The organism is Nocardia sp. NPDC051981 (assembly GCF_040680715.1).
GTDB lineage: Bacteria > Actinomycetota > Actinomycetes > Mycobacteriales > Mycobacteriaceae > Nocardia.
Map to the genome: position 1 here is coordinate 111,153 of NZ_JBFAXK010000001.1, position 14,813 is coordinate 125,965.

General features: G+C 68.0%; 10 protein-coding genes. 7 read left to right on the forward strand and 3 right to left on the reverse strand.

The genetic code is table 11. From position 1 onward, the window contains the following. Nucleotides 1-8: 8 nt before the first annotated feature. The 3 genes from AB0L60_RS00540 (at nucleotide 9) to AB0L60_RS00550 (ending at nucleotide 3,092) form a co-directional block, all read left to right on the forward strand. Nucleotides 9-569, forward strand: a complete 561-nt coding sequence (locus AB0L60_RS00540) for a YdeI/OmpD-associated family protein (protein WP_364605298.1) — start codon at nucleotides 9-11, stop codon at nucleotides 567-569. Next, nucleotides 566-1,564: a sucrase ferredoxin gene (locus tag AB0L60_RS00545; RefSeq protein WP_364605300.1), complete on the forward strand. Its 999-nt coding sequence runs from the start codon at nucleotides 566-568 to the stop codon at nucleotides 1,562-1,564. Before AB0L60_RS00540 ends, AB0L60_RS00545 begins: the two co-directional genes overlap by 4 nt. 373 nt (nucleotides 1,565-1,937) lie before the next feature. Then, nucleotides 1,938-3,092 carry a serine/threonine-protein kinase gene (locus AB0L60_RS00550; protein WP_364605302.1) on the forward strand — a complete coding sequence of 385 codons (1,155 nt, stop codon included), beginning with the start codon at nucleotides 1,938-1,940 and terminating at the stop codon, nucleotides 3,090-3,092. A 172-nt stretch (nucleotides 3,093-3,264) separates the two neighbouring features. Here AB0L60_RS00550 and AB0L60_RS00555 read toward each other — a convergent pair whose 3' ends face one another. Next, the gene (locus AB0L60_RS00555) at nucleotides 3,265-3,906 is read right to left on the reverse strand and encodes a response regulator transcription factor (RefSeq protein WP_040855660.1); all 642 of its coding nucleotides are present in this window, start codon (nucleotides 3,904-3,906) and stop codon (nucleotides 3,265-3,267) included. Between the two features lie 62 nt (nucleotides 3,907-3,968). Beyond that, nucleotides 3,969-5,216, reverse strand: a complete 1,248-nt coding sequence (locus tag AB0L60_RS00560) for a PspC domain-containing protein (protein ID WP_364605305.1) — start codon at nucleotides 5,214-5,216, stop codon at nucleotides 3,969-3,971. A gap of 568 nt (nucleotides 5,217-5,784) precedes the next feature. On the opposite strand from AB0L60_RS00560, the gene AB0L60_RS00565 reads away from it, so the two are divergent. From AB0L60_RS00565 to AB0L60_RS00575, 3 genes are all read left to right on the forward strand, one after another. Continuing rightward, entirely contained in the window at nucleotides 5,785-8,550 is a 2,766-nt protein-coding gene (locus tag AB0L60_RS00565; RefSeq protein ID WP_364605307.1) for an AAA family ATPase, read from the forward strand. Nucleotides 8,551-8,761: 211 nt separating this feature from the next. Next, nucleotides 8,762-10,129 carry an NAD(P)/FAD-dependent oxidoreductase gene (locus AB0L60_RS00570; RefSeq protein WP_364605309.1) on the forward strand — a complete coding sequence of 456 codons (1,368 nt, stop codon included), beginning with the start codon at nucleotides 8,762-8,764 and terminating at the stop codon, nucleotides 10,127-10,129. Nucleotides 10,130-10,258: 129 nt separating this feature from the next. Beyond that, entirely contained in the window at nucleotides 10,259-13,015 is a 2,757-nt protein-coding gene (locus AB0L60_RS00575; RefSeq protein WP_364605311.1) for an AAA family ATPase, read from the forward strand. 90 nt (nucleotides 13,016-13,105) lie between these two features. On the opposite strand, the gene AB0L60_RS00580 is transcribed toward AB0L60_RS00575, so the two are convergent. Next, nucleotides 13,106-13,912, reverse strand: a complete 807-nt coding sequence (locus AB0L60_RS00580; RefSeq protein WP_364605313.1) for a helix-turn-helix transcriptional regulator — start codon at nucleotides 13,910-13,912, stop codon at nucleotides 13,106-13,108. A 152-nt stretch (nucleotides 13,913-14,064) separates the two neighbouring features. On the opposite strand from AB0L60_RS00580, the gene AB0L60_RS00585 reads away from it, so the two are divergent. After that, nucleotides 14,065-14,799 carry an SDR family oxidoreductase gene (locus AB0L60_RS00585; protein WP_364605315.1) on the forward strand — a complete coding sequence of 245 codons (735 nt, stop codon included), beginning with the start codon at nucleotides 14,065-14,067 and terminating at the stop codon, nucleotides 14,797-14,799. Nucleotides 14,800-14,813 lie beyond the last annotated feature (14 nt).

The window sequence follows — 14,813 nt, forward strand, 5'->3', positions numbered from 1 at the left end:
GTTGAACGGTGTCCGCATCCGAGCGTCCCACGCTGTGGTTTCCCGACGAGCAGTCGTTCCGGGACTGGCTGTCGGCCAATCACGCAGCGGTGGACGGCATTTGGCTGAAGTTCGCGAAGAAGGGCTCCGGGTACGCCTCGCTGGACTATGACGGCGCGCTGCGGCAGGCCCTGTGCTTCGGCTGGATCGACGGGCAGTCCAAGAAGCTCGACGAGGACTTCTTCGTCATGGGTTTCACACCGCGCCGCCCGCGCAGCCAGTGGTCGCAGCGCGATGTCGGCCTGGTGGACGAGCTGATCGCGACCGGGCTCATGCATCCGGCCGGGCAGGCCGAGGTGGACCGGGCCAGGGCGGACGGCCGCTGGGACAATGCCGTCGACCGCGATCTGCCGGAGGATTTCCTGACGGCGCTGGCCCGGCATCCGGAGGCGGCGGCCTTCTTCGAAACGCTGCCCACGCAGTCGCGCGTCTCGGTCGGCTACCACCTGGGCAGCGCGGTGCGGCCGGAGGCGCGAGCGCGGCGGCTGGCGCAGGTGATCCGGAAGCTGATCGACGGGAAGCCATTGTGACGGGGTTCGAGGGATTGTCGTGTTCGGCTGCGGCGCTGGAGGTCCCACTACCCGGGAGCGCGACCCGCATCACCGGCTGGCTGTGCGTCGAGCAGCCCGGGGCGTGGGGCCGCGATGTGATCGGCGACGAGGTGCTCGGGCCCGACATCACGCCGGAACTGGCGGCGCGCACCAAGGCGGCGCACGTCCGGCCGACCCTGATCCGGCGGCCCGGGCGCCAGGAATTCACGGGTGTGCGAACGGTTCTGCTCGCCAGTTCGCGGCCGCAGGGATCCTGGTGCGAGCGCCTCGAGATCAGTGACCTGCGTGAGCTGCTGGATCTGGACCTGCACCTGCTCAACGGCCCGGCCCCGGGAATCGGTGCGGCCGTGACGGATCCGCTGGTCCTGGTCTGCGCGCACGGCAAACGCGATCAGTGCTGCGCGCTGCTGGGCCGGCCCATCGCCGCGAGCCTGTCCGCCGCACACCCCAACCGGGTGTGGGAGTGCTCACACACCGGCGGCCACCGCTTCGCCCCCGCCGTCATCGTTCTCCCCACCGGGCTCACTTACGGCCGCCTGGACGAGGATTCGGCCCACGCCATGCTCGCCGCCGCCGACAGGGGCGAGGTCTCGCTCACCGGGTTGCGCGGTCGCAGCTGCTACACCCCGGTCGAGCAGGTCGCGGAAGTCGCGGTCCGCCAGCGCATCGCGGACGCCTCCTACACCCTGACCACCCCGCTCCTCGACGACAGCGGGCTGGCGACCACCATCCCCGGGGACGCCGATCCGACCGCGGGCATCGACGACCTCATCGTCGAACCGGCCCCGGCCGACATCGAATACGTCACCGACCCGGCCACTTTCGCGGGCGCGGCCCGGGTCACCCATCGCGATGGGCGCAGCTGGCTGGTCACCACCCGCACCCTCGCCTACTCGCCTCGCCAGGCCAGCTGCGGCGCCGCCCCGAAACCCGCCACCGCAGTAGAGGTCGACCATATAAGGCAATTCACGTGACGGCCGGTAAGCGAATTACAGGTTCGGAATTCGAGTTCGATCAGTAGCGTGCGACGCGTTCACGAATATGGCGAGTCATCGAGTCCGAAGCCACAAAGATAGAAACCCCCGAAAAATAGGGGCGGGCCTCTTCACCGCACATTGTGATAAGGGGCGGGTCAGCGCGAACCTCCGAGGACTGCCGCGGCAGCGGTGACCGCCGCCGTTTGGTCAGTTTCGCCCGGAAGCCAGAAGCCCCGCAAGATTCCCTCCAGGCCGGGCGCGCGGGCGGCGAGAAGCGAAACGCGCTGTGTCCGTATGGGTCTGGAAGAAATACCCAGGTCTGCACCCCGGATGCCCAGCAAACCTCAGGTTTCGAAGCAGGCCAGTCAGGATGGTTTTCCGCTACCCTGCACCCGTGACCGAACGCGCCCGTCCCATTGTCGGCCCCGACTATCTGGTGGCCGGCCGCTACCGCCTGCAGTCGAAGCTGGGTGGTGGTGGCATGGGTGCCGTGTGGCTGGCGACCGATCGGCTGCTGCACCGCGATGTCGCCATCAAGCAGGTCCTCACCACGCAGGGGCTCAGCGAGGAGGAGGCGCAGGAGGTCCGCAGCCGGATCATGCACGAGGGCCGGGTGGCGGCCAAGCTGTCGCACGAGCACGCCATCGCCGTGTACGACGTGGTGCTGGAGGCCGGTGAGCCCTGGCTGGTGATGGAGTATCTGCCCTCGCGCAGTGTGGCCAAAGCCCTTGCGCTGGTGGATCAGCTGTCCCCGATCGAGGTGGCGCAGATCGGCGCGCAGGTGGCGGACGCGCTGGCGACCGCGCACGCCGCCGGCATCGTGCACCGCGACATCAAGCCGGGCAATATCCTGGTCGCCGATCGCGGCGACGAGGTCGGCAAGGTCAAGCTCAGCGACTTCGGCATCTCCAGCGGCGCCAACGACACCACCGAGGAGATCGGTGACGTCATCACCGGCACCCCGGCCTACCTGCCACCGGAGGTAGCGCGCGGCGCCCGCCCCACCACCGCCAGCGACGTATTCTCGCTCGGCGCAACGCTGTACACCGCCATCGAGGGGCGGCCGCCCTACGGCTTCGACGAGGACAGCGATGTCATCGTGGAACGCGCCGCCATGGCCCAGATCACTCCGCCCGCCCGCAGCGGACCGCTCACCGAGGTGCTGCTGCACATGATGGAGCCGGCCCCGCAGCGCCGCCCCACCATGACCGAGGCGCGCAACGAAATCCTCACCGCCGCCTTCGGTCCCGGTACCGCGCCCTACATCCTGGGCGCGCCGGTCCGCACCGAGGACGGGACGATCCCGGCCTGGGCGGCCCGCAATTCCGCCGCCGGGTTGCGCAGCCCGCACTCCAGCCCGCTCCCCCGCCCACAGCGGCAGGCGGCCGCGGCTCCGGCTGCCCCGCAACCCAAGGCGAAGGGCTTCGACCTGAGCGCCCTGGGCCCGAACGCGGGCCCGCTCGCGGTGGCGATCGGCCTGCTCATCGGCCTGCTGATCATCATCGTGATCTTGGTCGTGCTGTAGCGGCTGCTGTCGGCCGAGGACTTCAGAAACCCAAAGCGACAATTGATTTCGCGCGGCGAGGGTAACCCGTCGGGTACCTTCTGAATCGGTTCGGCACCCAACCGCCGGGCACGCATGCGAAACGGGCAACGGCACTCAGCCGTGCGCTAGAGGCTCGGGAAAGCGGGGAAGCTCAGTCGATACGACGGCGGTGCGCCCAGCGGGTGAGGGCGTTCCGGTTCGACTGCTGGGTCTTGCGCAGCACGTTCGACGCGTGCGTCTCGACCGTTTTCACCGAGATGAACAGGGTCTCGGCGATCTCGCGGTAGGTGTAGCCGCGTGCCAGCAGGCGCAGCACCTCGAGTTCGCGCGGGGTCAGTGAGTCCAGTTCCGGGTCCAGCGGGGGCTCGGGCACCGGCGACTTGCCGGTGAAGGAGTCCAGTACGAAGCCGGCCAGCCGCGGCGAGAACACCGCGTCGCCACCGGAGACCCGGCGGATCCCGTCGGCCAGCTCCGGCCCCGAGATGGTCTTGGTGACGTACCCGCGCGCGCCCGCCCGGATCACCGCGATCACGTCCTCGGCCGCGTCGGAGACGCTGAGCGCCAGGCACACCGGTCCCGGATCGATGCCCTGCAGCACCGCGACCCCGCCCCCGTCCGGCATGTGCACATCCAGCAGCACCACATCCGGCGCGGTCGTCTTGATCCCGGCGATGGCCTCGGCCACCCCGCCCGCCTCGCCGACGACCTCCATATCGGATTCGCGGCTCAGTTCCGCCCGCACCCCGGACCGGAACACGGCATGATCGTCGACCAGAAAGACCCGGACGCTCACCTAAGACTCCTCACCTGACGCCGAACCGAACCCTGAACCCCATCGGTACCACACTCCGCGGCTCACAGCTGGGTGACGTCTTCCGGGGTGTCGGTCTGCACCACCAGCCGTTCGTCGCCACCGTCCTTGCGCGGCATGAAGATTCGCACCTCGGTGCCATTGCCGGGCGCGGACTTGATCTCCACGTGCCCGCCGCGGCGTTCGATGCGGGCGTGGATGGATTTGGCCACGCCCTGCCGGTCCTTCGACACCGCGTCCGGGTCGAACCCCTTGCCGCGGTCGCGCACGAAGACGCTCACCTGATGCGGCTCCACCTCGGCGTACAGGTCGATGGTCGGCACCCCGGCATGCTTGGCGGCATTGACCAGCGCCTCCCGCGCAGCCCCCAGCAGCGCGGTGAAATGTTCCTTGGGCAGCCCGATTCCGCTGTCGTCGAGGTCCATGGACACATCGCCCACGGTGACCGGGGTGACCTTCACCCCGTGCTGGTCCTCCACCTCGCCGGCGATGGTGCGCAGCGCGGCGGCCAGGCTGGACTGCGCGGGCCCGGTGTCCTCGAACAGCCACTTGCGCAGCTCGCGTTCCTGACTGCGGGCCAGCCGCACCACCTCCTGCGGGTCGCCGGCCTGCCGCTGGATCAGGGCCAGCGTCTGCAGTACGGAATCGTGCAGGTGCGAGGCGATCTCCTCACGTTCGTCATTGCGGATCCGCGCCGAGCGTTCGGCATTCAGGGCGCGCATCATGCGCAGCCACAGCGGCACGGTCAGCAGTCCGGCCCCGACCAGGGTCACCGCCACCGCCAGCAGCGCCGACCCCAGTGAACTGAGGTTGATCCGCCCCAGCACCACCACACCCAGCCCGACCACGATGAGGGTGGCCCCGCCGACGATGCGCGCCCAGGTGACCACCGAGGGTTTGGCGGGCAGCCCGATGACGGATCTCGGCCCGTCCGCGTCGAATTCGCGCCACACCAGCGCCGCGCCGACCGCCACCACGATGATCGGCCCCACCACATGCGCGGCCGTCCCGTTGAACACCCACGCGGTGGCGACCGCCAGAGCCATACCGAGCAGCGCCAGTCCGATGGCCTGCCGCCGCTCCGACCCGGTCGGCGGAGCCGCGTCACCCCCGGCGGGCGTGAAGATCCACAGCATCCCGTAGGCCACGATCCCGGCCCCGGCCAGCGCCGACAGCAGCACGAAACCGATCCGCACCTTGAACACGTCGATCCCGAGGTGATCGGCGAGCCCGCCCGCGACCCCGCCCACGATGCGCCCGCCGGTACGCCGCACCAGCCTGGGCTGGGTCACAGGAGTGACCGCCCCGCGGGCAGGGTCGTAAAGGGGCGCGGACGGATACATGCCTTCGATACTGGCACGGCCCGGTGACACCCGACATCGGGAAACACCCCGATTCGATCCCTGAGTGTGACGACAGGTTTTAGTTGTCACTTACAGATCTTTCCTGTCACCACCAACCGCAGTACTGGACCGGACGGGACTGGACTTCGCTTTGGTACGAACGGGATCCAGGGTCAGGTGTGGCGATACCAGTTCACCGAACGCGCTCTCGCGCACCGTGACCGGCAGGAGTGTCGTGTCCAACGCGACCGCCTGCCCGGGTCGGTGGATCACCGTGTGTTCACCCGAGACCGGCTTCGCCGCTGACCGCACGTAGCGCTGGCGGCCACCGCCCCGGACCGAACCAATCGCGCCAGGTGACTCTCAACGTCTCATAGCTCGGGATGGCCGCCCGGGCGATGTCACCGAAGTGGTCACGAACGTACTGATGGACCACTCTCAGATCCGGGTGGAACGACGGTTACCCGTCCCGGCCGCTGGTGGGTTTGCCTGATTGCGGGGAGGATTCGGTACCGAGATGAGTGGCACAGGATCTTTCGGTACGCCCGGCATGGTGAATCGCTGGCGCGAACGCGAAGTATTGAAGGGACTGGTGGCGGCAGTCCGGACCGGTACGAGCAGGGTGCTGGTCGTCCGCGGCGAGCCCGGAATCGGCAAGACATTGCTGCTCGAGCACGCGGCCGAATTGGCTGAGGGATTCCGCACAGCGCGAGTGACCGGTATGCAATCGGAAATGGAGCTGCCGTTCGCAGGCCTACATCAGCTCTGCGCACCGATGCTCGCCCAGCTCGACGCGTTGACCACACCACAGCAGCACGCACTGAGGGTTGCTTTCGGCCTTGCGGACGGGCTGGCTCCGAATCGTTCGTTGGTTGGCTTGGCCGTACTCGGCCTGCTGGCCGAGGTTTCTAGGAAATCGCCGCTGCTGTGCTTGATCGACGATCACCAGTGGCTCGATCAGGAATCCGCGCAGACGCTGGGTTTCGTGGCTCGTCGGCTCGACGCCGACCCCGTGGGCATGGTGTTCGCGACCCGGGATCCGGGAGCTGACCTTGGCGGATTGACCGAGCTGCCGGTAACCGGTCTGCACGACGAAGACGCCCGAAATCTCCTGGACTCGGTGCTGACCGGGCCGCTTGATCGGCGAGTCCGGGAGCAGATCTTGGCGGAGACCGGTGGCAATCCGCTGGCTCTGGTCGAACTGCCGCGAAGCCTGACACCAGCACGGCTGGCGGCCGGATTCGGCCTGCCCGGCGTCATGCCGGTCCCGGAGCGGATCGAAGCGAACTTCCGAGAGCAGCTCGAGGCGCTACCCGCGCGAAGCCGTCGGCTGCTGCTGCTGGCTGCCGCAGATCCTTCCGGGGACGTAAGTCTGATCCGGCGAGCGGCGGAGCGCTCGAGTATCCCTTTCGAAGACGCCGCGACCGCGGCGGCAGGTCTCGCGGAGTTCGACGGTCGCGTGCGGTTTCGTCATCCGCTGCTGCGCTCGGCGGCGTACCGGTCGATCTCGCCTGAGGACCGGCAGGCCGCCCACCTCGCACTGGCCGAGGCCACCGATCCCGTCGCCGATGCCGACCGGCGGGCCTGGCATCGCGCCCACAGTGCGGCCGGGCCGAACGAGGACATCGCAGCCGACCTCGAGCGATCGGCCGAACGTGCCCGCGCCCGAGGTGGGCAGGCCGCCGCCACAGCCTTCCTTCAGCGAGCGGTGCTCATGAGCGTCGACCCGGTGCGACGCGTGGAACGCATCCTGGCGGCAGCGGATTCGGCCCTGCAAGCGGGTGCCTTCGGAACGGCCACGGATCTGCTGGCGATGGCCGACATGACTGTGCACGACGACCTGCAGGCAGCGCGAATCGAGCTGTTGCGCGCACACATTCGATTCGCCTCCGGACTGAGCGGCGACGCCCCTCCTCTGCTGCTCGCCGCCGCCAGACGTCTGGAACCCCTCGATCGCGATCTGGCCTGCGACACCTACCTGACCGCGTGGATGTCGGCGATCTTCGCCGGCAGATATGCAACGGGCGCCGGGATCGTGGAAATATCCACCGCCGCACAGGAATTGCCGCCGCAAGTGGCCGGGCCCGACCTTCCCGGTTCGATCCTGTCCGCGCTGACAGAGTGGGTGACCGCGGGTCCAGCGGCCGCGGCACCAGCCCTGCGGCGGATCGTGGATACCTTCTCCGACACGGAGATCGATACCGCTGAACGTCTCAGATGGGGCTGGTTCGCCCAGGCCACGGCCAGCGCCCTCTGGGACCTCGGCGAGTGGCGCACTCTGCTTACCCGCCAGGTTCGACTCGCCCGGGAAGTGGGCGCACTGGACCAGCTCCCAGTCACCCTGGGAGCGTTGGGAGTTGCGACCGCTTGGGCGGGTGACTTCCAGGCCGCGGCCACGCTGGTGACCGAATCCGACACCATCAGCGAGGCAACCGGCACCCAGGCCGCGCAGTTCTCCGCAGTGATTCTGGCCGCCATGCGCGGCAGTGAGGACGACGCGGCACGACTGATCGAAACCACTGCGACCGCGGCTCGCGCGCAGGGGCAGGGCGCGGCGGAAGCCTGCGCCAATTGGGCGGGTTCGATTCTCAACAATGGCCTTTGCCGCTATGACCGGGCACTGACGATGGCCAGCGAAGCCGCCCTGGACGCGCCGGGCCTGTACATCTCGCTCTGGGCTCTACCAGAACTGATCGAGGCGGCCACCCGCACCGGAGATCCGAAGGCTGCCCGCGCTGCCTTCGATCAGCTCGCGCGGAGCACCCAGGCCACTCGAACCGATCTCGGCCTGGGTATCGAGGCGCGGTCGCGCGCTCTGCTCAGCTCCGGTCCCGAAGCCGAGGAGCTCTACCGGGAAGCGATAGACCGCCTCGGCCGCACCGGCATGCGCGCCGACTTCGCCCGTGCCCGACTGCTGTTCGGCGAGTGGCTGCGCCGGGAGAACCGCCGCCAGGACGCGCGCACCGAGTTGCGCGCCGCTCATGACCTGCTGTCCGGAATTGGTATGACAGCTTTCGCTGAACGGGCCGGTCGTGAACTTCTCGCCTGCGGTGAGCGCGCCCGCAAACGCACGGTCGATTCCGGCGGCACGCTCACCGATCAGGAAGCCCTCATCGCTCGCCTGGCGGCTGAAGGCCGGACCAACCCTGATATCGCCGAGCTCATGTTTATCAGCGCCCGCACTGTCGAATGGCATCTGCGAAAGGTGTTCGGCAAGCTTGGTATCGGCTCACGACGTGAACTGAAGGCCGCCCTGGCCGTGCTCGACCCGAGGATGGAGTAAAGCCTTCGCCACCCACGCCGGCGTGATCCCGCCAGTGCCCAGGGGAACTGCCAGGGGGAAACACAGGTGCGAGCCGGACCGGTTGGGGCGGATTCTGGACCCAGGCAGCAATCCGCACGAGAGGAGCAACGGCGATGGAACCTCGATCCAACCAGTCCGAGACCTTCAACCAGCAGCTGGGTCGGCGCGAAGACGAGCAGGGGGTGGGAGCGTGAAGGACTACGACGTCATCGTCCTCGGCGGCGGCTCGCCCGGCGAGCACTGCGCGGGTGAACTGGCCGACGGTGGATTGCGGGTCGCCGTGGTCGAACGCGAGCTGGTCGGCGGCGAATGCTCCTACTGGGCTTGCATCCCGTCCAAGACCTTGTTGCGTCCCGGCGAGGCTGTCCAGCAGGCGCGGGAAGCCCAAGCGCGTGCGGAGATCGACGTAGCGGCTTCGCTGGCCTGGCGAGATTTCATGGTGTCGAACTACTCCGACACCAGCGCCGAAGGCTGGCTGTCGAGCAAGGGCATCGACCTGATCCGCGGCGCGGGGCGACTTGCCGGACGCGGTGTCGTCGAGGTCGCGGGCGGGCGCTACACCGCCGATCACGTTGTCATCGCGACCGGTTCGGAACCGATCCTGCCGCCCCTCCCTGGGCTGGCCGGACTGCCGGACGTGTGGACCAGCCGGGAGGCGACAAGTCTGACCGCCATTCCACGTCGACTGCTCGTTCTCGGAGGCGGGCCCGTCGGCGTCGAAATGGCGCAGGCCATCCGCCGACTGGGTGCGGAGGTCGTGCTGATCGGTGGCGGCACCCACCTGTTGCCGCGCGAGCCCGCACCGCTCGGCGGGGGTCTCGCCGAGGTACTGATCCGCGACGGCATCGAGGTCGTGCTCGGGGTACGCGCCACCGCAGTGCATCGCGACGGCGCGGACTTCGTGCTGAGCCTCGGAGACGGCACCGAACGCCGGGGCGATCGGCTGCTGGTGGCCACCGGCCGCAAGCCCCGCGTCAACGGAATCGGGCTGGAGACAGTCGGTATCACCGCGGAGGCGACCGGCATCCCCGTCGACGGCAGTCTTCGTGCTGCGGACGGGGTGTGGGCCATCGGCGATGTCAACGGGGTGCGCCTGCTCACCCACATGGGCAAGTACCAAGGCGAGGTCGTCGCATCCAACATTCTGGGCGAACCCCGCGAAGCCAACTACCGGGCCATCCCGAACGTCGTATACACCGATCCGCAGGCAGCGTCGGTCGGCGTAGTCCAGGACAGATTCAGCGCGACGGTCCGGCTGGCCGACGTGGCCAAGACCGCCACCTTCACCCGGTCCTACGCCGAGACTCCCTGGTTTCTGACGCTGCTGAGCGACGGCGAACGCCTGACCGGCGCCTACGCACTCGCACCCGAAGCCGGCGAATGGCTGCAACAGGCCACCCTCGCCATCCGAGCACAAGTCCCGCTCCGCGTACTGCGTGATGTGGTGCAGCCCTTCCCGACCTTCTCCGAGGCGTACGTGGCCGGGTTGAAGGAATTGCGAACCAAAATCACCGAAGCCCGGGTGCCGAGCCTGATCAATCGACACCCCCAGCGATAGCTGAGGCATCGCTGGGAGCCGATTGCAGGGGCATACGGCCGACGACGGCAGTAACATCGAGCGCTTGTTATCGTGCGCGAAATCGTGCGACCATCGAATCCTTTTCCGGCGGAGAATGGTTCGAGGTCGATGGTTGCTCCGGAGCTACGTCGCTCGACGAGCCTGGTCGGTCGCGCCGCCGAGCTGGAAACCTGTGGTGAGCTACTCGAAGCAGTGCGTACCGGGAAAAGCCGGGTGCTGACACTCCGCGGTGATCCCGGGGTGGGGAAATCCGCCTTGCTCGACCACCTCACGAGCCAGGCGACCGATTGCCAGGTGTTTCGCGTCGTCGGTGTGCAGTCGGAAATGGAACTTGTCTTCGCGGGCCTGCATCAGCTCTGCACGCCCATGCTCGACCGGGTGGACACGCTGCCCGATCCTCAGCGCAACGCGCTGAAGGCCGCGTTCGGGCTCTGCGAGGGGCCCGCGCCGAAGCCGTTCCTGATCGGATTGGCGGTGCTCGGACTGCTGGCGGAGACGTCTACGGAACGGCCGGTGCTGTGTGTGGTCGACGATTTCCAGTGGCTGGACCGAGCATCGGCCCAGACACTGGGCTTCGTCGCCCGCAGACTCGCCGCCGAACCGGTCGGGTTGGTTTTCGGTACCCGCGGCCTCACCGCCGAGCTGGCAGGTATTCCGGAGTTGCCGCTGCGCCCGTTGTCGTACGAATTCGCCAGGGTGCTACTGGATTCCGCGCTGACCGGGGCTATGGACGTCCGAGTGCGGGATCAGATCGTGGCCGAAACCGGCGGCAATCCACTCGCTCTGCTGGAGTGGGTGCGCAGCGCCACCCCGCACGGTCTGGCCGGCGGGTTCGGCCTGCTGACGGTCTCGGCCCTGTCGAATCGGATCGAGGAAGGGTTCCGTTTGCAGCTGGCGGCGATGCCGGCATACACACAACGGTTGCTGCGGCTGGCGGCCGCCGATCCGTCGGGCGATGCCGCGCTGGTATGGCGGGCCGCCACGGCGCTCGGAATCCCGTTCCATGCCGCGACATCCGCGGTGGAGTCGGGGCTCGCCGAGTTCGCGGCCCGGGTGTGGTTTCGGCATCCGCTGTTGAGGTCGGCGGTCTATCGGTCCGCGTCGGTCCCGGAGCGGCACGACATCCACGTGGCTCTGGCCGAAGCGACCGATCCGGAGCTGGATCCCGATCGCCGGGCATGGCATCGCGCTCAGGCCACGACCGCACCCGATGAGGACGTCGCGGCGGAACTCGAGCGGTCGGCCACTCGCGCGCAGGCCCGCGGCGGACCCGCCGCGGCCGCCGCGTTCCTGGAACGGGCCGCGTTGCTCTCGGCGGACGACAGCAGGCGTGGCGAGCGGTTGCTCGCGGCCGGACAAGCCAACCTGCAAGCCGGCAACTACGACGCGGCACTGAGACTGCTGGCGAATGTCGAAGCCGAGCCGTTGGATCCGTTGCAACAGGCCACGGCCGATCTGCTGCACGGCCAGGTGGCGTTCGCGTCGGGGATGAGCCGTTCCGCTCCGCCCTTGCTGCTGCGTGCGGCGACACGGCTACAGCAATTCGATATCGACCAGGCTCGCGAGATCTACCTGACGGCGTGGATAGCCGCGTTCTTCGCTGGCAATCCGGTGTCCGGGGGCGGTCTGCCCGAGGTGTCGTACGCCGCTCGGGAGCTGCTGCCTCGCTCCGACCTGCCGGGCAAGCCCGAGCTGGTTCTGGACGCGCTGTCGTCGATGGTGGTGGATGGTCTCGCAGCTGCCGCGCCGGCCATGCGGGTGGCGGTGGAGCTCTTCGCACACGCCGACAATTCGGCGGACGAGGTGCTCCGCTGGAGTTGGTTCGCCCATCCGGTGGCCATCGCGCTGTGGGATCACGACGCATGGCGCTCGATCCTCGAACGCTACGTCGAAAGCATCCGGGCGGCAGGGGCTCTCGACATGATGCCCATCGCGCTGTCGAGCCTCGCCACGGTCAAGGCATGGTCGGGTGACTTCGTGGCAACGACCGCTTTGATGGCCGAATCGGATGCGATCTGCCAGGCCACCGGGGCCCCCGCGCTCGCTCTCCCTTCGATTTTGCTCGCCTGCTTCCGCGGTGATCGCGCCGTCGCCCAACTGCTCGTACAACCGGTGATCGACGATGCCCGAGCCACCGGCAACAGCTGCACGCTGATTTGGGCGCAATGGGTGATGGCGGTGCTGCACAACGGTCTCGGCCAGTACCGGCAAACGATGGACGTGACACGGTCGGCCACGGAGAGCACAGGGCATTACGTCCTGGCGCACTGGCCATTGCCCGAAGTTGTCGAGGCCGCTTGCCGAACCGGTGATACCAATCTCGCGAACAAGGCGCTGGCGCTGCTCGAGGAATCCGTGCGTCCTGGGAGCACGGAAGCCGGGCTGGGCTTGCTGGCGCGGTCCCGGGCGCTGGTGAGCGGTGGCGACGCCGCCGACGCGCTGTACCGCGAAGCCATCGACCGGCTCGGCCGGACCTGCTTACGCCCCGAACTCGCTCGCGCGCACCTGCTCTACGGGGAATGGCTGCGCCGGGCCGGTCGCCGCGTTGATGCCCGGGCCGAGCTGCGAACCGCCTACGCGATGCTCACGGCAATGGATATGGGTGCCTTCGCCGAGCGCACCCGCCGTGAATTGCTGGCCATTGGCGAACGGGTCCGCCAACTCGGCACCGACCAGGCCGACCCGCTCACCGCACAGGAGACACTCATCGCCCAGCTCGCCCGTGACGGCCGAACCAACCCCGAGATCGGTGCACAGCTGTTCATCAGCGCCCGCACGGTCGAATGGCATCTACACAAGGTCTTCGCGAAACTCGGGATCGCCTCCCGCCGTGAGCTGGCTGATGCCCTTCCTGCGGCAGACTGAGGTCGAAATCGACTCCAATGCAACTGCATTCCTGGCAGCGCCTATGCTGCAGGCGCGCAAAGCAATTCGATATTCGCGTGGGGGCGAGTGTCAGAGTGTTCGCAGGACCTTTTCGGATGGGGATCCGGGCTCCACGGTGTAGAGGCCGAGAGTCTGGTCGAGATCGCCGCTGGGCGTGAAGGCTTCGAAGCCGAGGCTGAGTTCCCCGGCGATCGGGTGGCGGTAGCGCTTGGTGCCGAAGGTCGGCCGGTAGACGTCCTGCCGGGGCCACCAACGGCGGAAATCCGGATCTTCGGACAGTTCGCCGACCAGTGCGGTGAGCCTCGGATCGTGGGGGTGGTGGCCGGCGTAGAGATGCAGCATGCCGATGTTTTCGCGTGCGGTCTCGGACCAGTCGAGGTAGAGATCGCGGGCGGCGGGGTCGAGGAACATGAAGCGGGCCATATTCCACTCACCGGCCGCGACGTCGTCGAAGCCGGGGTAGAAGGTACGTGCCAGGTGGTTCATCGCCAGCACGTCGAGGCGGTGTCCGAGGACCATTGCGGGGATCGCGGTGATGTTGTCCAGGACCCGCAGCAGACCTGGGCGTACCTGCTGAACGGCCGGTTGTGGCTGTGGGCCGGTGGGTTTCGCCAAGGCGAACAGGTGATCGCGTTCAGTGTCGTCGAGCTGCAGAACGCGGGCTACTGCATCGAGCACCGCAGTCGAGACATGGGTGTTGCGGCCACGCTCGAGCCGCACGTAGTAATCGACGCTGACCCCGGCCAGCTGAGCGACTTCCTCGCGGCGCAGACCCGGTACCCGGCGGATACCGGGATGCGGAGGCAGCCCAGCCGCCTCTGGGCTTATTCGCGCCCGCCGCGACCGCAGGAACTCTCGAAGGTCGGTTTCGATCACGGTTGCCCAGGCTAACGGCCTTCGGGACACAGAGGGGGTACATCTGTACCCCCGGTACGTCGTGCCACGGGAAAAACCGTAGTCTGCCTGGGATTTTGCGTCAGTGGTGTGCTCAATGGGTCCCACCCATCACTGACGGAGGTTGCAAAGAAATGAACGAATCCAAGATCATCTTGGTGACCGGAGCATCCAGCGGTATCGGCGAGGCCACGGCCCGCAGGTTGGCCGCCGCCGGGCATCACGTCGTCCTGGGCGCGCGGCGCACGGACCGCCTGGCTCAGCTGGTCACCGAGCTGAAAGAAGCCGGACACGACGCGGAGTACGCGCAGCTCGATGTGACAGACCTGGAGAATGTGCGAGCGGTTGTCACGGACGTGCTCGCCCGCCACGGGCGGGTCGACGTCCTGGTCAACAATGCCGGCGTCATGCCGCTGTCCATGGTCGAAGACCTGCGAGTTGACGACTGGAACCAGATGATCGACGTCAACCTGCGCGGCGTGCTGCACGGCATCGCGGCGGTGCTGCCGTCGATGCGCGAGCGCCGGTCCGGGCACATCGTGAATATCGCATCCACCGCCGCCGACCGGGTGGATCCGACCGGGGTGGTCTATTCCGCGACGAAGTACGCGGTGCGCGCCATCTCCGAAGGATTGCGCCAGGAGACCGCCGATATCCGGGTCACTCTCGTCAACCCCGGGCTCACCCGCACCGAACTCACCCATTCTGGCGGCACTCCCGAACTGCAGGCCGCGGTCCGAGACGCACTCGGCAGAGCCGGTCTCGACGCCTCCGCGATCGCCGCGGCCATCGACTACGCCGTCGGCCAGCCCGAGGGCGTGGACGTCAACGAGATCATCGTCCGCTCGACCACTTCGCTCCAGGGCTGAAAACACCAGAAGGA

Excerpts from the sequence above, each read along its gene's own strand:
- AB0L60_RS00550 (WP_364605302.1), top strand. The coding sequence starts at position 1,938 with ATGGTTTTCCGCTACCCTGCACCCGTGACCGAACGCGCCCGTCCCATT.
- AB0L60_RS00565 (WP_364605307.1), top strand. The coding sequence starts at position 5,785 with ATGAGTGGCACAGGATCTTTCGGTACGCCCGGCATGGTGAATCGCTGG.
- AB0L60_RS00575 (WP_364605311.1), top strand. The coding sequence starts at position 10,259 with ATGGTTGCTCCGGAGCTACGTCGCTCGACGAGCCTGGTCGGTCGCGCC.
- AB0L60_RS00585 (WP_364605315.1), top strand. The coding sequence starts at position 14,065 with ATGAACGAATCCAAGATCATCTTGGTGACCGGAGCATCCAGCGGTATC.